Genomic DNA, 19,402 nt, shown 5'->3' with positions numbered 1-19,402 from the left:
GCTTTACTCCTTTTCCTCAACGCCCAACTCACCGAGCAAGCGGGCACGCGCACCGTCGTCTTCGATCAATGCCTGTAATTCCTTGCGAAAGTCGGGCACGTTACCCAGTGGGCCTTTCAACGCTTTGAGTGCATCACGCAGGGCGATCAACTGGCCGAGTTCCGGTACCTGCTCAACCAGGGCGTCCGGTTCAAAGTCACGAATCGATTCGAACTTCAGATTCACCGCCAGACGCTCGTCTGGCGTTGCGTCATCCGAGAGGCGGTTGGCGATGGATAGTTGCAGGCTCAGGTTCTGGCCTTTGAGCACGTCGGTGAAGTTGTCCTTGTCGACGCGAATCGGCTTGAGTTCTTCGACAGGTTTCTGGTCTTCACGCAGGGTGAAGTCACCGATCACCAATTGCTTGAGCGGCAGCTCGACCTGTTCCTGGGCATCGCCCGTCGCAGGTTTGTAGACAATATTGACGCGCTCTTTAGGCGCGACGGAACCGTCACTTGCCATGGTGTTTCTCCTCAGTGAGCGACTCGCAGAGGCGGTCGCGTCGTGTCAGGGGGTTCAGTCGGTTGCGGTACAGGCGCTGCGCTTGCGCCAGAACCCGTTGAGGTCCAGGCGTGACAATCGCCGTGACCATTCAGACGAATTGCTGTGCTCAAGCATCATTTCAAGCAGCGGCTTGACCAACTCGGGCTCCCATTGCTCCAGATTGAGCTCGTCGGCCCGGGCCAGCAGGCCTTCCAGCGCGATACGCAGATCAGGGTGGGGGTCGAACCGATAAACCAGCACGCATTGCGAGGCACTCAGCCTGAAACGGTCGCGCGCGCTGGCGGTATGGGCGATGCAGCGCTGCAGTTCGGCTAACCCATCATTCAGCCGACCTTCATTGGCCATACGCCGAGCGTCTTCTACGCAGGTCTCGATAGCGTCCTTGGGGGCGACTACGGGCGTCGTCGGCGCCAGGCTTTCCAGCCACGCTCGGGTGGCGCCATCGGCAAAAGGCATGCCGTCGGCGAAGGTCAGATCGATAACGCCAGGCAGGCGGCTTACCAACCCTTGCACCTCGTGCGCTATGGCCTGGGCAGCAGCGCTCGCACCCGCCTGTAAAAGGGCGGTGTGGCTGATGCGATTAAGGTCGAGCCAAAAGGGGTAGCTGCTCAGCCGACCTTCACAGAAACGCGCGATATCCAGCGGCTCGGCGACTTCCTGCAAACGCAGGAGACTCTCTCGCAGAGTAAGGGGCGGAGACGGCAGGCGAGTGTTTCGACCCTGGCTGGGGGGAGGCGCTTCGAGCGTGATCCACAGTGCCTGGCGATTCAGCCGATAGGTCAAGGGCAGAGCAGGGCGCTGATCCAGGCAGTAGGCGTGCACCGGACGCAGCGACTCGAACACCTTTTCTACGTTGCTGACGATGGCCTCATCGCCGTCCAATAAGGTCACTGGCGGGCTGATGACCATGGGCAGGGCGCCGGTCGCGACGTCAGCGGGCGTGGATTGCGCGGCTGGCGACGTCGTGCCCTGTGACGGCTCTTGGGTTTTGCTACGGGTCAGTTGCTCCAGGCGCCGACGAACTCTGGCAAAGCTCGGGGCCTGGTCATCCTGCGTGCGCCAGAACACCTCAATGGCCTCCCAGTCGCTGACCAAACGCTCAGCCGCCAGGGTGTCCAACGGTTCAAAAGGCTCTGCCAGCGTCTTGTCCAGCCACTCGATCAGCCATTGCGCTTGATTGCGCCGAGCCCGCAAGCGCGAGACGGGTGGCGTCAGGGTGTGCCAATAGAGGTCCAACATCTCTCTGAGCAGATGAACCCCGGCGCTTAGCCCGGCCATCGCGCGCAGGCGAGTCCAGGCACACAGCAGCCAAATGGCGACACTGAGGTCTTTACCTTCCGATTTGAGAATGCCTTCGCAGAGTGTCGACAGGCGCTGCCAATCCACCGCCTCAAGCGCATGGATATTGTTGAGCTTGTCGATCTCTGCCTGAGCCGCAGCAAACGCATCACCCTCGCGAGGGTTGTGACCTGCCGGGTATTGTTCGTTGATGGGATAAGCCCCCAACTGATCCTGGTCACCCTGCATAGTTCGTTTGCCTTCTACTGCCTGCTTAAAGGAGTCGTGCGAGGGCCCGAGGCAATACACGAAGGGCCCGGGGCTTGACGACTAAGCAGTACCGTAGGGGATGGGGGCGATTCATCCCATCAGGTCAACACCTGAAAGCGCAGGCGCAGATGCGGGACTTAATAACGTCGGCGATAACGGACATAGTGATCTTTGTGCAGGATGTGGGGTGCGCAGGAAACGGTGCTGGCTTTGAGCGAACTCATCGGCTGAAGCCATCGAACGGGGTCATGTATACGGCCCCGAAAGGGTCCAGGCGTTTGCGAATTTCTGCATCGGGTGTGCCGTATACCACCAGGCTGGTGATGGTGCACAGCGCCAGGAAACGCTGGCCGAAAGGGGCGAAAGTGCTGTCTACGTGGCTCACCACGGCATCGGCGTTATACCGCTCAAGAATGTGCACGGTGCTCAGCTCTTCGTTGACGCTGTATTCGTAAACCCGTGTGCCCGGTTCGGCACGGGTGGCGGCAACGATTGTGGCGATCAAGGCCTTGAATTCAGCGAACTGCGCGGGTTTTACCGCGAGAGAAAACAGGCAGGAAATAATGGGGTGCATCGTGGTTGTCTCCGGCAGAGGCATTACAAACGCCTGCACCGCCATGTCGCTGGCCTAGCCGATTCATGCGGTGCGGGCAGGGAGCATCAGGTGTTTTCGGGCGCTTCCCCGAACAGCTTGCCGGCGCCCGCCCAATCCGAGGCGGCGACGTCTTCGAAAATGACGTAGATGTAATTTGCATCGGTACCGGTGTGTTTGACGATGCTTTGAGTGATATCGGCTGCAACAGCAGCTTTTTGCGCGTGTTCCTTACCTTCGAACCAGCTCACACGTACGACGGGCATGATGTATTCCTTCAGGACATTGATCGGGGAGCGGTGCGCGGTGCACCGTTGTCTGACTGGAATCCATCGTACTGTTGAACATGCTGGTGATAAATGGCCTCCAGCTATAATCTGGGTAGACTAAAACTCTACAATTGGCGAGCCGAGCATGGTACCTATCGATTCCTTTCAGGGCGTCATCACCTTTGTCGTCGCGGCCCGCTCCTCCAGCTTTACCCAGGCAGCCGAGCGCTTGGGGCTGTCAAAGTCCGCCGTGGGCAAAGCCATCGCGCGCCTTGAAGAACGCTTGGGGACGCAGCTGTTTCATCGCACGACGCGACGGATTTCCCTGACTGCGGATGGCGAGGCCTATTTTTTGGCTTGCTCTACGGCGCTGGAGGAAATCGGCACAGCTGAAAGTGGGCTGGCTTCGGGAGGTGGAGAGCCAACCGGGCGTTTGCGCGTTGATGTGCCGGTGGCGTTCGGACGTCGGGTCGTCGCACCTTTGTTGTTCGAGATCGCCAACAAATACCCTGAGCTGCACCTGAGCCTGACCTTTTCCGACCACTTGGTGGACCCGTTCGAAGAAGGTATTGATCTGCTCGTACGTTTTGGCGAATTGCAGGACACCAGTGACCTCGTGGCGCGACGACTGACTCGTCAGCGCTGGGCCATCTGTGCAGCCCCTGATTACCTGGCACGTTTGGGCATCCCGCAAACCCTGGAAGAGCTGAGCCAGCATCGCTGCATTGTCGGCCATCGCCGTGGCCAGCCGCTCGCATGGCGCGTGATGCAAGCGGGGCAGACCGTACGCTACGCACCGCCCTCAAGCCATCAGATTGGCGACGGCGAAGCCATGATTCTTGCGGCCGTAGCAGGCACCGGCTTATGCCAGATGCCGCGCAGCCTGTTCCAGGGCGATATCGAAGCGGGCAGGCTGGTTGAGGTGTTACATGCTTATGAACCTGAAGCGGTTGATGTGCACGCGGTATGGCCGAAGGTTTCGCACTTGCGACCCAAAGTGCGGTATGTGGTCGATGAGCTGGTCAAACTGTGTGCGCATTGGCAGTAATAGACGTGCACATGCTTAAGCACTGAACAAATCAAACCGCAAGAGGCCGTCAAACTCATTGAAGGGCTGGAGAACAGGCGCTCGTACGCGCTTGTGCCTGGTGCTCCTTTGCACAATGCTTGGCATCAGGCACCGAACGTTTGGAACTGCAAACACCTGATCAATGAGAGGAGAACCTTTCAGATTGCAGGTTGATGCCATCGCACCTGGGAGCGCTATCGAGAAAACCCGCCGAGGCGGGTTTTCCAGACGCAGTACAATTTTCCTGTAATGCACCGCTTTACTGAGACATGTCATTCTTTTTCATGTCGTCTTTTTTCATGCCGTCATTGGACATGGAATCTTTCTTCATCGTGTCTTTGCCCATGGTGTCTTTTTTCATCGTGTCCTTACCCATGGTGTCTTTGTGCATTTCATCCTTTTTCATCGTGTCCTTTTTCATCGTATCGTGGGACATCGTGTCTTTCTTCATCGTGTCATTGCTCATCGTATCGTCGGCGTGTACAACCGCGACGCCCACTGCCAGGCACATACCCAGGATTGCAGTCGTTAACCTTTTCATCGTGAAGCTCCTTGAGACTCAGGTTGCGAAAAAGCGCAGCCCGGGCTGCGCAATGGGGTTGCCACGGGCGTCAGCTGCCACCGAACCAGTTGTAGCCCTGGTCTTCCCAGTAACCACCCGGGTAGGTATTAGTGACGAAAATCGCTTGAATGTGTTTTGGGTTCTTGTAGCCAAGCTTGGTAGGCATGCGCAGCTTCATTGGGAAGCCATATTCACGCGGTAATACGGCACCGTCGTAGGTCAGCGTCAGCAGCGTTTGAGCATGTAGCGCCGTGGCCATGTCGATACTGGTGTAGTAATCGTCGGCACATTTGAAGCCGACGTACTTTGCGTCGGTGTCGGCCCCGACGCGTTTTAGGAAATCACTGAAGCGCACACCGCCCCAGCGCCCGATGGCACTCCAGCCCTCGACACAGATGTGCCGGGTGATCTGATCGCTCTGTGCCATGGCACGCAGTTCCTCAAGCTTCCAGCTGCGCTTGTCGGCGACCATGCCGGTTACTTCCAATCGGTAGGTGTCCTCATCGACGGCAGGCGCTTCGTCGATGCCGTAGAAGGCATTGAAGGGAAATGGCCGGGTAATCATCGACTCTGCGTAGGTAGGGGCCATGGCGTTCGGGTTGAACAGCCAGCCCTGCACCCTGTCATTGAAGCGCGACATGGAGGACAGAGCGGTTTCAACGTGATCGTTATCGGAAATGTTGCAGCCGGACAGCATCGCCACGCCGCCCAAGGTCAAGCTACGCAGCAGGAAGGAGCGCCGCGAGCTATCTTCGACCTGGAGCGAAATAATTTTCCGTGCATCCTTCAAAATGGACGACTCATCCAGCGCTGGGCGTTGCTCACGCTTGCTCATACGCGCTCCTTATGGCCAACAATCATGGCCAATAACGTCTTTGGAACGAGTGCGACCATCACCAAATGCACGGCGATGAATGCCACCAACAAAGACATCGCAATGAAGTGCACATGCCGCGCGCTGTCGTAGCCACCCAGCAGTTCACGTAGTAGCGGGAACTGGACTGATTTCCACAGAACCAACCCGGAAACCACTAGAGCAATAATGTCGAGCATCACAAACAGATACGCCACACGCTGCACGTGGTTGTAATGACTTATATCGTTATGCCCCAACCGCCCATGGAGTGCAGACCACAGGTCATTAAAAAAACCTTTGGGTGATACAGGAAAAAAACGTCGCGACAGACGGCCGCTAAAAAGATTGAAAAGTAGGTAGAAAAGGCTGACGACGACCAACATCCACATTGCTGCGAAATGCCATTGCAACGCGCCCCCGAGCCAGCCACCCAAGGTGATCGACGTGGGGAAATTAAAATCATAAAGGGGAGAGGCGTTGTAGATACGCCAGCCGCTGGTGACCATTACCAACACCGCCAAAGCGTTCAGCCAATGGGCCAATCTCAACCAGGCGGGATGGCTGCTTTGTGGGACTACAGGAGCAGCACGGGTTGTTTCAGGTGCGGCTTGCATTGGAGGAGACTCCAAACAGGAATAACGTCATAACCATTTGATCGAGTGTAGACGCTAACTCAAAACACGATGCTCCTTTGAGGTGGACGAAGCGTTCCGTACGTCCCATATGCCTATCAGGCAGGTAGTCTCCATCCGAAAAACTTGACTTGATCCCGACAAATTGACGCCTTGATAAAAAAGCCGAACACGTTGAAGGGGGACTCAAAGCTCGAAGCGGCGTCGAGGGGGTTACGTCGAGTAAAATCATTCTCGTGGCCAATGTCGCCAGCCAGCTAGGCTTGTAACGTCCGGAGGGCGTTATCGGTGAGGGTACGTTTATGGCAACTGTTAAAACTGCTCTTGTACTTGCTGGTGGTGGGAGCCTTGGCGCGGTTCAGGTCGGAATGTTACAGGCGCTCGTTGAGGCCGAGGTTTCATTCGACCTGGTGGTTGGCGCTTCGGTCGGAGCCATCAATGGTGCCTACTTCGCGGCCAGACCGAATGCTAAAGGCGTGAGCGAGCTTGCGGATTTCTGGCGCAGCTTACGTAAGTCGGATGTGTTTCCGTTCTCGGCACTCGACACCTTCAAGGGTATTCTGAATCGTCGCGGTCACCTGCTGAGTGCTTCGGCGCTGCATCGTTTAGTGCGCAGATCTCTCCCGGTCGAATTAATCGAAGAGACTGAACTACCCCTGCATATTGTCACCACCAATCTGCTCAGCGGCGCCGAAGAACTTCTGTCCAGTGGTAATGCTGAACAGGCCTTGCTCGCCAGTGCTGCGATTCCGTTAGTGTTTCCCAATGTCCGGGTGGGAGAAAAGTTCTTGGTCGATGGCGGTGTCACCAGTAACACGCCGATTTCCAGTGCGGTGACATTGGGGGCAACGCGAGTTGTAGTTCTGCCCACCGGGTTCGGTTGTGCTTGCCTGTGCCCACCGAGCGGGCTCGTTGCGTTAGCCTTGCACACGCTTAACTTGATGAGTATGCGTCAACTGGTACGCGACATCGAATTGTACAAGGCGCGTGCAGCTATCCATGTAGTGCCGCCGCTGTGCCCACTGGATGCGTCAGTGTTCGATTTCAACCAGACAGATCAACTGCTGCAACGTGCGTATCAGTCAACCCAAGCCTGGATAGAAGAGGGCGGATTGATGCGCGACGGGGTACCCGATTCGTTACTCGCCCATACTCATCATATTGGTGAGCGCTGACTTTAGCCACGCAGGCGGTTGCGGAGTTGCACACGAAGGACTACACGCTGCATCGTTGTGTTGAGCGCAAATGAGAGCCCTTTGAGTGACATGGCGGGCTCTCATGGCGTTGAACGGTTGCGCGCTATCCTGAAGCCAAGAGTTTTTTAACTTCGGCAATGATCAAATCGATATTGAATGGCTTTGCCAATACAGCATCGAACAAATCTGATCTCTGCATACCGATATGTGCCTGAGCACCGCTCATCAAGATGATCGGCAAATCATTCGCGCAAGGAAGGGCTCGGACGGCGGTGGCGAATTCCAGGCCGTCCATGACCGGCATCATGAAGTCGGTAATGATCAGGGCAGGCCGTTCTCTGTCCAGCACCTCGAGTCCTTTTCGACCATTGCTGGCCGTCACCACCATGAACCCCTCATCCTCCAGCGCGAAGCTGAGAATGTCAGCGATCAAATACTCGTCGTCGACGACCAGGACGGTGGTCATGTTAATTCAACCCACTTAAAAGCTTAAGAAATTGAACCGGGAGATCACTCAGTGGGGACTGGTGGTTCATGCCTTGAAGCCTTTTTCAGGAAAACGTCTTGATCTTGGATGACGACCTCAAATCGCGAGGGGTCATAAGCGCTATCTCGTACTTTAAGAATAGATAGCGTCCTGCTTAGTTCAGAGTGATTCTCAGAAAATCGCATCAGCATCAGGTTGTCGACGATGCTGGACAGGTCAGAGCTTGGTGCGCTGACCTCGGAGCCAAATAGATCGCGCATTTCCCAGGATGCAAACACTGTAACGCCCCGGGATCGCAGCTCGTTCATCAATGCACTGAAGAAGTCATTGATCCGCGCCGGATTTGTCGAGACTCTTGTCATACCGCCAAGGCTATCGATGAACAGGCGCTTGATGCCCTTTGCTTCAACGATACTCAGCAGGCGTGCGCCCAGTCCATCCAGCAGGCCTTCCGTAGTAGGCTGCCAGGCAATGGTCAGCGCGCCGCTGTCTTCCATACCTTTGATATCGATACCCAGTGATTGGCCTTTGAGTCGCAACCGTTGCGGGCTCTCGTAGAAGCCAAAATGCAGCCCCGGAGTTTCCACCGTCGACTCGGCCAGGAATTTGAGACCCAGCGTGGTTTTACCTATCCCGGAGGGGCCCATGACCAGAGACACACTGGAACTGTAAAGGCCTCCGCCCAGTATGCTGTCCAGTGATCCAATACCACTGGCAATACGCGTCATGTCGGCGCTGTCGGGGGCGGACGGGTGGCTATAAAGGCTTTCGAGACGCGGGTAAACCACTAATCCATTGTCCGTGATTTCACACTCATGCAGACCGGTCATTGCTCCGCTACCACGGGTTTTACGCAGTTGAATACGACGTGCTGAGCGCGTTCCATATAGCTCTTCGCCCATCTCGATTACGCCATCAACCATGGTGTGCTCAGGGCTACCGTCGTCGAGCCGGGAGCTGGTGAGAAACAGCACCGTGCAACCCGCGAAAGCGGCATGCCCCTGCAACTCGGAGATGAACTTCTTTGTGTCGATCGGCGAGTCGGCTTTTGAGCGCGCATTGAGCAGACCGTCGACTACCATCACCGTGGCTTTTTGACGGCTTATTTCGCGCCGAAGCAGCTTTACTACTTCATCCAGACCTTCGTTTTCCAGAGTGTCAAACGCGCTGACAAATTGAATTTCGGCGCCGACTTTGGAAGCGTCGAAAAAGCTCAGGGTGGAAAGAAATTGAAAAAGACGGTCATGTGACTCGGCCAGTAGCGTGGCGACCAGAACCCGACCTCCATTGTTCGCATGATGGAACCCAAGCTGGTTGGCGAGGATCGTTTTGCCAGACCCTGGGCGCCCTTGGATTATGTATGAAGCGCCTGCGACCAGCCCTCCCTTGAGCAGAGCGTCGAGCCCTTCTATTCCACTTTGGAGGCGTATTAGCTTTTCCACGATGCGACCCTGATCTGAAAAACAGGCTGTTTAAGCCGAGTGGGCGGAATGCTAACGCTATTTTCGCTCTGGGGCCATTCACGCCTAAAGCATGGTTGGTTATGTGCGTTGTCCGTCGCATTCCAAGGCCGCCTTTTACTCGGCCTTATTCCCCTAACGTTGTATGAATTCAAACTTCCCAACAAATGACCCTCCACTGCGGCAGTGATTCAATTTTGGTAACTGACGGCGTGCGCTTGCTTACAACAGGCAGGATGGATACCTCGGTAGGCGTTACTTCTTGAGCGCAGCTTGAATCCGTGGTCGACGCTGCTATAGGATGAACAAAGGAGATGGCATTCCTCCTTAAACCGCCTCCGTGCTGATGATGCCTACGTGAACCCTGGACAGGGTGCGTAGGTGTGTCTCCCTGTCCCCCAATTCAGGACAGGATATGACTTTACCCTTCGAGCTTTTCTTCTCTTTCCGCCGGCGCGCGAGCCGTCTGCCCGTTAGTCCACTCAGATTTGATGAGGTGGGCTCCCCATGCTGAAGTCATTAATCGTTATTGCCGTTGGCGCTTCACTGGGAGCCTGGTTGCGTTGGCTCTTGGGCTTGAAGCTGAATGCGTTGTTTCCGACGATTCCCCCCGGTACCGTGGTTGCGAACATGGTTGGGGGTTACATCATCGGCCTGGCCATCGCGTTTTTAGCCGCATCTCCTACCCTTAGCCCTGAATGGCGTCTCCTGATCATCACGGGGTTTTGTGGTGGGCTTACCACCTTTTCTACATTTTCAGCCGAAACGGTTGCCTTGATTCAGGAGGGCAGACTGCTCTGGGCGCTCGGCTCAATTTCGTTGCACGTTGTAGGTTCGTTAGCCATGACCGCTGCCGGGCTTCTGTCCTATCAAATGATGGGTACTCGCTGAGGAGATAGAAATGAAAGGTTTTATGGTCGTTTTCTTTACTCAACAAAACCGTCGCTATCAGGGAAAAATGCTAGGCGAATGGATCGTCGATGTAGCTAAGGAAATGGGGCTGCGCGGTGCCACGCTCTGCACTGGAATCGAAGGCTTTGGGCATACTGGGCAACTTCATTCATCGCACTTTTTCGAGTTGGCCGATCAGCCTACGGAAATTCGCTTGGCGATCACAGAGGACGAATCAGAGCGACTGTTCAAGCGACTCGACGCTGAGGACATATCAGTGTTTTTTACAAAGACGCCAATCGAAATGGGCACTCTTGGGAAAGCGCTGTCCAATGCAACCACTCCCACTCCCACACATTCATAGCTATGAATATGAGCGAGGCGGACATCGCAGCAGGCAACGTCATTCCCAATGATTTCTTTACCGTTATCGAGACTTCCTGCAAACCAGTCGCCCAAATACGTTGAGCGTGACGATGGTCCTTTGGCCGTCTTGCTGATTTGCCCGTATGCAGTATTGCCAGGTGTGATGAGCAGGACGGACGAAGCGGGTGCGTATGGCAAATAAAACGTCAGCGCTCACCCGATTTTGTTGTACATGGATAAATGTCGCGTATAAGTTTTGTGTTGCCTTTTAAGGCGCGTTCAGGCGCAAAACGCTCCGGTGATTGATGTGCAGGTACCTGCCTAAATCGGATCGATGACTGAAACGGATCATAGGATCGCAACGGCCGACGGTTTTATCCGAGCAGCACATTGAGTCCCGTCATGGGAAGAATCGCTGCAACTATCCTCTTGGAGCGTGGCTCCGAGGTGGGCCTTAAAGGAAAATTAGCTATGACCCTACAATCGCGCCTCAGCCCACTTTCTGAAGAACAGATGGATGAATCACAGAGAGCTGTCCTCAGGGAGATTATCAGTGGCCCACGAGGTAACCTTGACGGCCCGTTTTTAGCCTGGATTCACAGTCCCGAGCTTGCCAACCATGCGCAAAAGTTGGGTGCGTTTTGCCGATACGGTACGCGCGTGGAGCTTCGATTGACCGAGCTGGCAATTCTTGTCACTGCCGCCTGGTGGCAGTCCCAGGCCGAGTGGCAAATTCACGAGCCCATTGCCCGCAGCGCGGGTGTGTCAGACAGCATCATCGAGTCGCTCAAGCAGCAGGTTTTGCCCGAGTTTCAGCAGGATGACGAACGTATTGTTTATCGTCTGGGGAGGGCGCTCTATGAGCATCGTCGGGTTGATGATGCTCTGTACACCGACGCCGTCAGTACGCTTGGCGAGCCTGCTGTGGTTGAGTTGATAGGTGTCTACGGGTACTACGCGTTTGTGGCGATGACACTCAATGTTTTTGCCGTGCGACGCGATGGAGATGCACCACTGCCATTCCCTGAACCCTAGGGCTTGCTGAGGCGAGTTAAGTCTCTATTCAGGCCGCTCATGGCTATTGAGCCAGTTGAGCCTTCAAGCTGGCGACTTGCGCTTCAAGTTCACGCACGCGTTCGCGAGCCTCAAATTCGACGCTGACGTCCTTCTGGATGCCAATGTAATAGGTAAGCTGGTCCGCCTCGTTAAAAACCGGAGTAATCGACAGCTCATTCCAGAAGGCGCTACCGTCCTTGCGATAGTTCCGAATGATTTGCCGGCAGGGCTGAAGGTTCTTAATGGCCTCGCGAATAGCGGCGAGGCCGGCCTGGTCACGGTCATCCCCCTGCAGGAAGCGGCAGTCCTGGTACAGCGTTTCGTCGGCGCTATAGCCTGTAAGGCGCAGGAAGGCGGGGTTGGCGTAGATCAGTATGTTCTCATCGCCTTCCTGCTCCGCAACGACGATGCCATCGTTTGATGCTTCAACAACCAGTTTCAGCAGTTCTGCGTTGATCATTTTCCGAGCCCCAGTAAATTTCACATCATTTTAGGACAATTTGGGGGGCAAGAAGGTTTTCGAGATCATTTGAAAGTATCCCTGTGACTTACCGAGACATTGCCGACGATTCGATGTGCCCTTCACCTGAGCCGCAAATCTCATCATGGGCGCACTGCAACAACCTGAGTCGACCATTGATGATCGGCCAGCCCCTATAGATTCAAGGTCCACTCCCTGCTTACCAGGGAAGACGTTCGCCGTTATAAGCGAAGAAATTGCCGCTGTCGGCAGGCGCCAAGCGGTCAATCAGAGATAACAACTCATGGGCAGCAATGCTCGCCGGCCTGGCTGCCGAGGCACCACGAAACGGGTGTGACAGGCCCGAAATTACCGTGCCGGGATGCAGGCTCAACAAGCGGGTCTGAGGGCGGGTTCGTGCCAGTTCGATGGCAGCCGTTTTAATCAGCATGTTCAGTGCTGCCTTGGATGCACGATAGGCGTACCAGCCGCCCAGGCGGTTATCGCCGATGCTGCCTACCTTGGCAGAGAGCATCGCCATTGCGCCATGAGCGTCCAGCAACGGCAGGAAGTGACGCAAAACCAGCGCAGGCCCGAACGTGTTGACTTGAAAGACTGACTGCAACGCGTCTGCTGCAATCGCGGAGTAGCTTTTTTCAGGCTTTATTTCGTCGCGATGAAGCAGGCCTGCAGCATGCACGATCAACTGGTACGGTGCTTCTTCAGTCAATTCGGCTGCCGCTCTGGCGATACTGTCGGGATCCTCCAGATCAAGGCATGGAACACTGTTGCGCCCCAACTCACGAACATACCCACACCGTGGATCCTGATTGAGCAACTCACAAAAAGCCGAGCCGAGCGCGCCACTGGCGCCTATCACGAGGGCACGATAGCCCTCACCAAGGGAGTTCATCGTCAAGGGACTGTTCATCCAGGCTCTCCTGCGGTCTGATGCGATTTGTTGGTGTTAACCCAGTCGCCCTATCAGTTGCAGGAACTCGTGACGCGTCGCGGAGGACTCGCGAAAGGCGCCCAGCATCACGGATGAGGTCATCACCGAATTTTGTTTTTCCACGCCCCGCATCATCATGCACATGTGCTTCGCTTCAATGACCACCGCCACGCCGGCGGCATCGGTGATGTGCTGAATGGCGTCGGCAATTTGTTTGGTCAGGTTTTCCTGGATCTGCAGGCGACGGGCGAACATATCCACCACTCGGGCCACTTTCGACAGGCCCAGTACTCTGCCAGTGGGGATGTACGCTACATGAGCCTTGCCGATGAAGGGCAGCATGTGATGCTCACACAATGAATACAGTTCGATGTCGCGCACGATGACCATTTCATCGTTTTGCGATTCGAACAGTGCACCATTGATCACTTCCTCCAGGCTCATTGTGTAGCCATTGCACAGGTACTGCATCGCTTTGGCGGCACGCTTGGGGGTGTCCAGCAGACCTTCACGCTCAGGGTTCTCGCCTACTCCGACGAGAATTTCACGGTAATGTTCGGCTAATGATGGGTTCATCTTGATTCCTCGCAGCCATGCTGCGCTGTATGTGTCGGCAATCCTTGGCGGTAGGAGAGTATCTGCTGCGCACGTCTGACGCAGATGACACAGGGTTCGCCAAATCAGCCATGAGCCAGGTTCTGCGTCGGGGCCATGACCAGGCGAAGCTTTCTAGGTCTGCTTGGTTTTCAACGTTGACGCCTCGTCTGATGCGGGTTTGGACGCCGGCACCGTGCAACGGTTATCGACACAGCGGCGACCACTGTCTGGGTGGGGTAACCACGCCAAATGGGGCCGTAAGCGGCAGAAAAGGCGATAACCCAGTTCAAGCAACGGGCGCAATGCACGCCACGTCAGTGGCGTTGCCCAAAAACCCAAACCGGCGGCTCGCCAGCTCCACAGGGTGGCGTCCAGGCCGGTTACCCAGCGTCCGTCAGCGAAACGGGCGTGCAACGACGACTGCATGTGCTCGAACGTAAACCCGAGTGCCTCGGCATCGAATGCACCGCTGCTGATGTCCACAAAAACCAGTCGATCCTTCACCGCATGCCCGCGCAGGTACTTGATTTCGCGCGCACACAGAGGGCATTCACCGTCAAAGTACAGCGTCAGCGGCCAATTCATTTTGTTGTACATCGACAAGGCCTTTGTATAAGTTTTATACAAGATATGCCGAAAGAAACAACCTGACAATGGGCAGTGTTTTTTTACTGCGCTAAGGACGGTGATGCCCGGTTTTGTGAAGGGACTGCCTGTGCCTTCGATAGGATGGTGGCGGCGAGCTAGGCGAAGGCGTTCATGTTCGGGGGGAGGGCCCAACCGGTCATTTCCAGCAAAGCGGGGCGTGCAAAAAAATGCCGCCCATGGGATGAGGGGCGGCCTTGTCTCTTTGTCCGGTAGAAGCTCAATTCCCTCTGTAGGTAGAGAAACCGTAGGGGCTGAGCAGCAATGGGATGTGGTAGTGCGCAAGGGTGCCGTCCACCTCAAAAATGACCGGTACCTCCGGAAAGAAACTTGAGATCTTGTGAGCTTTGAACCACTCACCGGTTTTGAAGGTGACACGGTAGGTGCCTTTTTCCAGGGCCTGACCTTCGGGGTAAAGCCCGGGAATACGACCTTGCTCGTTTGTCGCTGCGCTGTTGAGTATGTTCCAGCGCTCGCCGTCCTGTTTTTCCAGCGTGACATTGACACCCGGGGACGGCAAACCATCTTGTAAGTTGAGTACATGCACACTGAGCGGGTTTCCTGCCGCTGATGCCAGTGACGATACGACACTCAATACCACGCCAGCGAAGAGTGCTTTTAATACAGTCATGATGATGTCCTTAGTTTTTAACAGCAGGTAAAATTTTGTTGATCGCGACTAATGCGCAACCTTCGTCGAATGCGGCACCACCGGCACCAGCCACTCCGATAGCGCCAATGACTTGCCCTTCAAACAACAGCGGCACTCCACCGCCCAGCAGCAATAGTTCACCCAGGGTGTTGAGGTTTTCAGCATCGGGTGTACTGCGAGCACGCTCTGCCAATAGTCGTGTTGGCGTCTTGGTCGACAGGGCGGTATAGGCCTTGCGTTGGGCCGCTAATGTGTTGTGTGGGCCAACGTTATCGTCGCGCTGCAGGGCAACTAAATTGCCTCCGCGGTCGACAATTGCAGCAACACCTGTGCGGCCATCGGCATGGCACGCTGCCAGCGCGGCATTTAGCAAATCATTGGCCATTGCCAGTGACACGTCGTTGCGCTGCACAACTTGAGCCGGGGCTGCAACGGCGAGCGCAGAGCTCATTGCGAGTGACATCAGCAATGAAGTCGATAGGCTTATACGCATGCGTTTTCCTTTGTTTTGTCTGGCTGGGTCATAGCCAGGCATGATGACCCGTGCACTCCGTCAGAATGATTGCCTCATGATTACCAAGATGTAATGTGCCAAACCGGTCGGGCGCGCTAGCCTATGCTCCCGGTTTGGAGGAAGAGATGCGTATCCTGGTCGTTGAAGATGAATCGAAAACAGCGGATTACCTGCACAAAGCCCTGACTGAATCGGGCTACGTGGTTGAGGTCGCCCTGGATGGCCTGGAGGGTCAGTACCTGGCGCAGGAAAGTGAGTTCGACTTGATCATCCTGGACGTCATGCTGCCGGGCCTAGACGGATGGCAATTGCTTCAGATTATTCGGCGCAAGTGGCAAACCCCGGTGCTTTTTCTTACCGCCAGGGACTCTGTGGAGGATCGGGTCAAGGGGCTTGAGTCTGGCGCCGATGATTACCTGGTCAAACCTTTTTCCTATGCCGAGTTGTTGGCACGCGTACGTACTCTGCTGCGCAGGGGGCCGCCCCGTGAGGTCGAGCAGTTCCTGGTTGCAGACCTGAGCCTGGATCTGTTGCGGCGTAAGGTTACGCGCAGGGGAGAGCGCCTGACCTTAACCAACAAGGAGTTTGCCCTGTTGCACCTGCTGGTCAGTCGTGAAGGGGAGGTGCTATCGCGCTCGTTGATTGCCTCACAGGTCTGGCAGATGAACTTTGACAGTGATACCAATGTGGTCGACGTTGCCATCCGGCGTCTGCGCGCCAAGGTTGACGATCCTTACCCGCTCAAATTGATACACACAGTGCGTGGCATCGGCTACATGCTTGAGGTGCAATCCTGAAACTGTTCCCGCGTGCCCTGAGCTTGCGCCTGGCAGTCATGTTCGCGTTGGTCAGTGCGCTGCTGCTGGGCTCGATTGGTTTTTATCTTTATCAGTCGTTACAGCGAGAAATCGCGTGGCGCGATGACCAGGCCCTGCTTGGGCGCCTGGAGCGCATGCAGGCGTTGATCAATGACAGTGTCAGCGTCGAGCAACTCAGAAATCGGCCCACGCTCTACGAAAATATGCTGGGCAATCGCGACAACCTGCTGTGGATTGTCGATGACACGGGCCAGGTGCTGATCGAAATCAACCCCGTAAGCATGAGCTTGCCCACGTTACCAGCGGCTGCCCAGGCCCGGCTCGGTGACGGCCATGCCTCGCAGGCAGTGCGACTTGCCTGGAAGGATGTCATGCAGGGCGGGCGCGGCTTGACCCTTATTGCGGGCAAGTTGTTAAGTGAGCGTGAGCAGATGCTGGGGGCTTATCGACTCAAACTCTGGCTGGCCATGTCAGTCGGCGCGCTGTTGGCTTTTGTGCTCGGCGGGTGGGTCAGTCGACGAGGCTTGCAACCTGTGCGCAGGCTGGCGCAGCGCGCAACCGGTATTGATGTACAGCATCTGCATCTGCGGCTGGATGAGTTCAATGAACTGAGTGAACTGCAAGCGCTCAGCCATGCACTTAATCAAATGCTTGCACGCCTTGAAGAAGGGTTCGCCCAGCTCTCACGATTCTCGGAAGACCTCGCCCATGAGATGCGTACCCCGCTCAGTAATCTGATGGGGCATACCCAACACAGCCTGAGGCACAGTCGTTCAATCGAGGACTACCAGAACCTGCTGGTATCCAATCAAGAGGAATATGAGCGGCTGGCGCGAATGATCGACAGCATGCTGTTTCTTGCGCGTACCGAGCAGTCGCAAGCATCCGTGCATGACGAGCGCATCAACCTGCATGATCTGGTCGAACAGTTGTGCGAGTATTTCGAGGGAGTTGCGCAAGAGCGCAATGTAACGCTGATCAATCATGCCCATGCTGAGTTGCAGGCTGATCCGGCTTTGATCCGTCGAGCATTGGCTAACGTGGTGGCCAATGCACTGCGCTACGGAGCTCCCGCTGCGGACGTGATTATCAACAGTGTGGTGCGGGAGGACTGGATTGAAGTCTCTGTGCACAACCAAGGCCCGCCGATTTCAGCGGAGCATCTACCGCGACTGTTTGAACGCTTCTACAGGTGCGACCCATCACGCAATCAGCCAGATGACTCCGGTGGCCTGGGGTTAGCAATCGTTCACTCAATTATGCAGTTACATGGCGGTCGGGTGACCGTAGACAGCAGTCCAGCAGGAACGAGCTTTTGCTTGGCGTTTCCTGTTCGAAACGGTTGATAAGTCGGTTTCTGCGAACGGCTCCTGAGGCTCATCCATTATGAACTAATCATAATGCCCATCACCCTAACGCTGTGCAAATAGCCCCCAGGTTAGTTCGACCCTGAGCTAACCCCTTACACGCGAAGGTTTGGTGAATCATGAAGAGTGAACAAGTCGAAGGTGTTGCAGAAAAACTTGCCGGCAAGGCGCAGAGCGCGGTCGGGAAACTGTTGGGTGATTCGAAAATTGAAGCTGAAGGTGCCGGTCGCCAGGCTGCTGGTCAGTTGACCCAGACCTATGGTGACGCACTGGACAGCGTATCTACGTTCGTTAAAGAGAAGCCTGTTGCCGCACTTGCAATCGGCGCAGTGGCCCTGCTGGTGCTGGACCGTTTCCTGCGCCGTTGAGCCGCGAGGAGACGTTTTCAGTGGTTTTCACCTCGTACTCCCCAGGGTTGTCTATCTGGAGAGTGCGAGACCCTGGATTTTGGGAACCTTTAGCCAGAAAGCGGGGTAGAGTGTTCATCACTGTCTGTTCATAAGAACCCTCCACTCGATTCGCGTAGTCGCGCCAAGCGGTTTCAACGAACGAATCGGGCAAAAAAACGTATATCACTCGTTGTTTGAAGAATGAATTGTCCGCTGTTTGTTTCTCTCGATGGGCCCAAAGGCACGGGCAAAACCACACTGTTGGAGGCCGTTACGAAAGTACTGAGGGCAGACAACAAAAAGGTGATCCGGCTTTGCGAGAAAAAAAGCGATCCCTATAGGGGTGAAACCATGGCCCTCGTTAACAAGCTCGTCAGAAATCCCTCCCGGGATTTGGAGCTGGGGGTTTGTGAGCGCTTTGCTGATAGCCGTCACTGGATTTCCCGGCACGTTCTGGCTAAACAGCCACCTGGCAGCATCATTTTGATCGATCGCTGGTACCCGTCTGATGCCGCGTTTCGCCGGACAATCGCGTTTGCAGAGATTCTACAGTTGAACATTGATCGAAACGTGCGTGTCCCAGACCTGCATGTCGGGGTTGTCACCACCCCTGATATTTCATGGGCGAGGGCAGCGGCGCGCCGGCGCGGGCTGAGCAGTACCGTAATCCATAAGCTGGAAGAACATGTCGCTTGTACCAGGTCGTTCGAGCAAGCGGTTGCAGATCACGGCTGGGTTTTATGCCGTAATGAAGGATCGATCGAAGACGCGACGATGCAGGTGGTTTCGGAGATTTATAGAGTCCTTCGATGTCCCTGGACGAAGTTTGCTGCGCCGGCCTTGATGCGGTGAGATAGCCGTTGCGAGGAGATGAATTGCCGCCCTTTGCCCAGTAGGATCACGGGCCGCGCATTGGAAAGATGGACTTCGTTGTGGGCAATGTGATTGCCGACCTCATCTAAAGCCGACTGGACTCACCCGAGATGACGCGCGATTAGAGTTTGAACTGATGCACAATTTCCAATAAACGCTCGGCGTCTGCGCCGCTTTTGCGTCCGCGCTTAATGCCCACTGGACGCTTCAGTGTTCGACTTCAACCAGACAGACCAACTGCTGCAGCTTATTTATCAGTGAACCCAAGCCTGGATAGAAGAGGGCGGATTCATTCGCGACGGGATACCCGATTCGTTACTCGCCCATACTCATCATTTTGGTAAAGAGTGATCTTCGCCTCTCAAAAGGCAGGTTAACCGATTGCATGCGACGGTAGATGATCCTGGCGCTGAATGGTTGGTTCACGTGCTCCGCCTATTCACTTGATGTACAAGGGTGCGAGTCGATATCAAAAATTGACCAGTTCTTGCTCCTCCATTCGAGAGTTCTTCCGTGCGCATCTCTGGTCAGTGAAGTTCGGAGATGTGAAATTCGTTTTGTGGTGATCGATACAAAACCTGTGCTATGGTCAACAACAGTTCTCAAAT

General features: G+C 55.4%; 24 protein-coding genes and 1 riboswitch. Of the genes, 9 read left to right on the top strand and 15 right to left on the bottom strand.

The window, feature by feature from the left end; genetic code table 11:
• Positions 1 to 3: 3 nt before the first annotated feature.
• From tssB to ACI77D_RS15230, 4 genes are all read right to left on the bottom strand, one after another.
• The gene (gene tssB, locus ACI77D_RS15245; protein WP_407016930.1) at positions 4 to 501 is read right to left on the bottom strand and encodes a type VI secretion system contractile sheath small subunit; all 498 of its coding nucleotides are present in this window, start codon (positions 499 to 501) and stop codon (positions 4 to 6) included.
• Between the two features lie 54 nt (positions 502 to 555).
• On the bottom strand, positions 556 to 2,070 hold the full coding sequence (tssA, locus tag ACI77D_RS15240; RefSeq protein WP_407016929.1) for a type VI secretion system protein TssA: 1,515 nt from the start codon (positions 2,068 to 2,070) through the stop codon (positions 556 to 558).
• A 241-nt stretch (positions 2,071 to 2,311) separates the two neighbouring features.
• Entirely contained in the window at positions 2,312 to 2,665 is a 354-nt protein-coding gene (locus ACI77D_RS15235; RefSeq protein ID WP_064454935.1) for a putative quinol monooxygenase, read from the bottom strand.
• Between the two features lie 86 nt (positions 2,666 to 2,751).
• Positions 2,752 to 2,949 (bottom strand): 4-oxalocrotonate tautomerase family protein, encoded by a 198-nt coding sequence (locus ACI77D_RS15230; RefSeq protein ID WP_064454936.1) that lies wholly within the window; start codon positions 2,947 to 2,949, stop codon positions 2,752 to 2,754.
• Between the two features lie 148 nt (positions 2,950 to 3,097).
• Here ACI77D_RS15230 and ACI77D_RS15225 point away from each other — a divergent pair, with 148 nt between their 5' ends.
• Complete coding sequence (locus tag ACI77D_RS15225) at positions 3,098 to 4,000, top strand: LysR family transcriptional regulator (RefSeq protein WP_407016928.1); 903 nt, start codon at positions 3,098 to 3,100, stop codon at positions 3,998 to 4,000.
• Between the two features lie 280 nt (positions 4,001 to 4,280).
• On the opposite strand, the gene ACI77D_RS15220 is transcribed toward ACI77D_RS15225, so the two are convergent.
• The 3 genes from ACI77D_RS15220 to ACI77D_RS15210 form a co-directional block, all read right to left on the bottom strand.
• Complete coding sequence (locus ACI77D_RS15220; protein WP_064452401.1) at positions 4,281 to 4,562, bottom strand: pentapeptide MXKDX repeat protein; 282 nt, start codon at positions 4,560 to 4,562, stop codon at positions 4,281 to 4,283.
• Positions 4,563 to 4,632: 70 nt separating this feature from the next.
• On the bottom strand, positions 4,633 to 5,418 hold the full coding sequence (locus ACI77D_RS15215) for a molybdopterin-dependent oxidoreductase (RefSeq protein WP_221294711.1): 786 nt from the start codon (positions 5,416 to 5,418) through the stop codon (positions 4,633 to 4,635).
• The gene (locus tag ACI77D_RS15210) at positions 5,415 to 6,053 is read right to left on the bottom strand and encodes a cytochrome b/b6 domain-containing protein (RefSeq protein ID WP_407016926.1); all 639 of its coding nucleotides are present in this window, start codon (positions 6,051 to 6,053) and stop codon (positions 5,415 to 5,417) included. Before ACI77D_RS15210 ends, ACI77D_RS15215 begins: the two co-directional genes overlap by 4 nt.
• 320 nt (positions 6,054 to 6,373) lie before the next feature.
• Between ACI77D_RS15210 and ACI77D_RS15205 the strand changes: the two genes are divergently transcribed.
• Entirely contained in the window at positions 6,374 to 7,246 is an 873-nt protein-coding gene (locus tag ACI77D_RS15205; protein ID WP_407016925.1) for a patatin-like phospholipase family protein, read from the top strand.
• Between the two features lie 124 nt (positions 7,247 to 7,370).
• Here the strand turns inward: ACI77D_RS15205 and ACI77D_RS15200 are convergent, their stop codons facing one another.
• Together ACI77D_RS15200 and ACI77D_RS15195 are read right to left on the bottom strand one after the other, a co-directional pair.
• On the bottom strand, positions 7,371 to 7,733 hold the full coding sequence (locus tag ACI77D_RS15200) for a response regulator (protein WP_407016924.1): 363 nt from the start codon (positions 7,731 to 7,733) through the stop codon (positions 7,371 to 7,373).
• A 44-nt stretch (positions 7,734 to 7,777) separates the two neighbouring features.
• Entirely contained in the window at positions 7,778 to 9,199 is a 1,422-nt protein-coding gene (locus tag ACI77D_RS15195; RefSeq protein ID WP_407017001.1) for an ATPase domain-containing protein, read from the bottom strand.
• Positions 9,200 to 9,515: 316 nt separating this feature from the next.
• Positions 9,516 to 9,577, top strand: a riboswitch (Fluoride riboswitch).
• A 144-nt stretch (positions 9,578 to 9,721) separates the two neighbouring features.
• Here ACI77D_RS15195 and crcB point away from each other — a divergent pair.
• From crcB to ACI77D_RS15180, 3 genes are all read left to right on the top strand, one after another.
• Positions 9,722 to 10,105 (top strand): fluoride efflux transporter CrcB, encoded by a 384-nt coding sequence (gene crcB, locus ACI77D_RS15190; RefSeq protein WP_407016923.1) that lies wholly within the window; start codon positions 9,722 to 9,724, stop codon positions 10,103 to 10,105.
• A gap of 10 nt (positions 10,106 to 10,115) precedes the next feature.
• Positions 10,116 to 10,469: a DUF190 domain-containing protein gene (locus tag ACI77D_RS15185; protein ID WP_407016922.1), complete on the top strand. Its 354-nt coding sequence runs from the start codon at positions 10,116 to 10,118 to the stop codon at positions 10,467 to 10,469.
• A 473-nt stretch (positions 10,470 to 10,942) separates the two neighbouring features.
• Complete coding sequence (locus ACI77D_RS15180; protein ID WP_221294715.1) at positions 10,943 to 11,506, top strand: carboxymuconolactone decarboxylase family protein; 564 nt, start codon at positions 10,943 to 10,945, stop codon at positions 11,504 to 11,506.
• A gap of 43 nt (positions 11,507 to 11,549) precedes the next feature.
• Here the strand turns inward: ACI77D_RS15180 and ACI77D_RS15175 are convergent, their stop codons facing one another.
• The 6 genes from ACI77D_RS15175 to ACI77D_RS15150 all read right to left on the bottom strand — a co-directional run bounded on the left by ACI77D_RS15175 (position 11,550) and on the right by ACI77D_RS15150 (position 15,326).
• Entirely contained in the window at positions 11,550 to 11,987 is a 438-nt protein-coding gene (locus ACI77D_RS15175; protein ID WP_064452407.1) for a PAS domain-containing protein, read from the bottom strand.
• Positions 11,988 to 12,207: 220 nt separating this feature from the next.
• Positions 12,208 to 12,918 carry an SDR family NAD(P)-dependent oxidoreductase gene (locus tag ACI77D_RS15170; protein WP_221294716.1) on the bottom strand — a complete coding sequence of 237 codons (711 nt, stop codon included), beginning with the start codon at positions 12,916 to 12,918 and terminating at the stop codon, positions 12,208 to 12,210.
• Positions 12,919 to 12,954: 36 nt separating this feature from the next.
• The gene (gene folE / locus ACI77D_RS15165) at positions 12,955 to 13,515 is read right to left on the bottom strand and encodes a GTP cyclohydrolase I FolE (protein ID WP_064452409.1); all 561 of its coding nucleotides are present in this window, start codon (positions 13,513 to 13,515) and stop codon (positions 12,955 to 12,957) included.
• Positions 13,516 to 13,668: 153 nt separating this feature from the next.
• Complete coding sequence (locus tag ACI77D_RS15160) at positions 13,669 to 14,133, bottom strand: thiol-disulfide oxidoreductase DCC family protein (protein WP_064452410.1); 465 nt, start codon at positions 14,131 to 14,133, stop codon at positions 13,669 to 13,671.
• A 268-nt stretch (positions 14,134 to 14,401) separates the two neighbouring features.
• Positions 14,402 to 14,812 carry a hydroxyisourate hydrolase gene (gene uraH / locus ACI77D_RS15155; protein ID WP_064452411.1) on the bottom strand — a complete coding sequence of 137 codons (411 nt, stop codon included), beginning with the start codon at positions 14,810 to 14,812 and terminating at the stop codon, positions 14,402 to 14,404.
• Between the two features lie 10 nt (positions 14,813 to 14,822).
• Positions 14,823 to 15,326: a heme-binding protein gene (locus ACI77D_RS15150; RefSeq protein WP_064452412.1), complete on the bottom strand. Its 504-nt coding sequence runs from the start codon at positions 15,324 to 15,326 to the stop codon at positions 14,823 to 14,825.
• A gap of 146 nt (positions 15,327 to 15,472) precedes the next feature.
• On the opposite strand from ACI77D_RS15150, the gene ACI77D_RS15145 reads away from it, so the two are divergent.
• From ACI77D_RS15145 to ACI77D_RS15130, 4 genes are all read left to right on the top strand, one after another.
• Complete coding sequence (locus tag ACI77D_RS15145; protein ID WP_221294717.1) at positions 15,473 to 16,144, top strand: heavy metal response regulator transcription factor; 672 nt, start codon at positions 15,473 to 15,475, stop codon at positions 16,142 to 16,144.
• Complete coding sequence (locus tag ACI77D_RS15140) at positions 16,141 to 17,511, top strand: heavy metal sensor histidine kinase (protein WP_407017000.1); 1,371 nt, start codon at positions 16,141 to 16,143, stop codon at positions 17,509 to 17,511. The genes ACI77D_RS15145 and ACI77D_RS15140 overlap by 4 nt, the downstream gene beginning before the upstream one ends.
• 140 nt (positions 17,512 to 17,651) lie before the next feature.
• Positions 17,652 to 17,900, top strand: coding sequence for a CsbD family protein (locus ACI77D_RS15135; protein WP_064452415.1), 249 nt, complete (start codon positions 17,652 to 17,654; stop codon positions 17,898 to 17,900).
• A 222-nt stretch (positions 17,901 to 18,122) separates the two neighbouring features.
• On the top strand, positions 18,123 to 18,773 hold the full coding sequence (locus tag ACI77D_RS15130; protein ID WP_407016921.1) for a dTMP kinase: 651 nt from the start codon (positions 18,123 to 18,125) through the stop codon (positions 18,771 to 18,773).
• Positions 18,774 to 19,402 lie beyond the last annotated feature (629 nt).

Source organism: Pseudomonas sp. O39, assembly GCF_045447295.1.
GTDB classification, from domain to species: Bacteria; Pseudomonadota; Gammaproteobacteria; order Pseudomonadales; family Pseudomonadaceae; genus Aquipseudomonas; species Aquipseudomonas antarctica_A.
The sequence above is the reverse complement of the archived record's forward strand: the minus strand, read 5'-3'. Positions and strand labels throughout refer to the sequence as shown.

Bases quoted from the DNA above. Each gene is read 5' to 3' on its own strand.
- ACI77D_RS15185 (WP_407016922.1), top strand. From the start codon at position 10,116: ATGAAAGGTTTTATGGTCGTTTTCTTTACTCAACAAAACCGTCGCTAT.
- tssA (WP_407016929.1), bottom strand. From the start codon at position 2,070: ATGCAGGGTGACCAGGATCAGTTGGGGGCTTATCCCATCAACGAACAA.
- ACI77D_RS15130 (WP_407016921.1), top strand. From the start codon at position 18,123: ATGAATTGTCCGCTGTTTGTTTCTCTCGATGGGCCCAAAGGCACGGGC.
- ACI77D_RS15205 (WP_407016925.1), top strand. From the start codon at position 6,374: ATGGCAACTGTTAAAACTGCTCTTGTACTTGCTGGTGGTGGGAGCCTT.
- crcB (WP_407016923.1), top strand. From the start codon at position 9,722: ATGCTGAAGTCATTAATCGTTATTGCCGTTGGCGCTTCACTGGGAGCC.
- ACI77D_RS15235 (WP_064454935.1), bottom strand. From the start codon at position 2,665: ATGCACCCCATTATTTCCTGCCTGTTTTCTCTCGCGGTAAAACCCGCG.
- tssB (WP_407016930.1), bottom strand. From the start codon at position 501: ATGGCAAGTGACGGTTCCGTCGCGCCTAAAGAGCGCGTCAATATTGTC.
- uraH (WP_064452411.1), bottom strand. From the start codon at position 14,812: ATGACTGTATTAAAAGCACTCTTCGCTGGCGTGGTATTGAGTGTCGTA.
- ACI77D_RS15200 (WP_407016924.1), bottom strand. From the start codon at position 7,733: ATGACCACCGTCCTGGTCGTCGACGACGAGTATTTGATCGCTGACATT.
- ACI77D_RS15225 (WP_407016928.1), top strand. From the start codon at position 3,098: ATGGTACCTATCGATTCCTTTCAGGGCGTCATCACCTTTGTCGTCGCG.
- ACI77D_RS15145 (WP_221294717.1), top strand. From the start codon at position 15,473: ATGCGTATCCTGGTCGTTGAAGATGAATCGAAAACAGCGGATTACCTG.
- ACI77D_RS15220 (WP_064452401.1), bottom strand. From the start codon at position 4,562: ATGAAAAGGTTAACGACTGCAATCCTGGGTATGTGCCTGGCAGTGGGC.
- folE (WP_064452409.1), bottom strand. From the start codon at position 13,515: ATGAACCCATCATTAGCCGAACATTACCGTGAAATTCTCGTCGGAGTA.
- ACI77D_RS15150 (WP_064452412.1), bottom strand. From the start codon at position 15,326: ATGCGTATAAGCCTATCGACTTCATTGCTGATGTCACTCGCAATGAGC.
- ACI77D_RS15135 (WP_064452415.1), top strand. From the start codon at position 17,652: ATGAAGAGTGAACAAGTCGAAGGTGTTGCAGAAAAACTTGCCGGCAAG.
- ACI77D_RS15215 (WP_221294711.1), bottom strand. From the start codon at position 5,418: ATGAGCAAGCGTGAGCAACGCCCAGCGCTGGATGAGTCGTCCATTTTG.
- ACI77D_RS15230 (WP_064454936.1), bottom strand. From the start codon at position 2,949: ATGCCCGTCGTACGTGTGAGCTGGTTCGAAGGTAAGGAACACGCGCAA.
- ACI77D_RS15175 (WP_064452407.1), bottom strand. From the start codon at position 11,987: ATGATCAACGCAGAACTGCTGAAACTGGTTGTTGAAGCATCAAACGAT.
- ACI77D_RS15180 (WP_221294715.1), top strand. From the start codon at position 10,943: ATGACCCTACAATCGCGCCTCAGCCCACTTTCTGAAGAACAGATGGAT.
- ACI77D_RS15160 (WP_064452410.1), bottom strand. From the start codon at position 14,133: ATGTACAACAAAATGAATTGGCCGCTGACGCTGTACTTTGACGGTGAA.
- ACI77D_RS15210 (WP_407016926.1), bottom strand. From the start codon at position 6,053: ATGCAAGCCGCACCTGAAACAACCCGTGCTGCTCCTGTAGTCCCACAA.
- ACI77D_RS15170 (WP_221294716.1), bottom strand. From the start codon at position 12,918: ATGAACAGTCCCTTGACGATGAACTCCCTTGGTGAGGGCTATCGTGCC.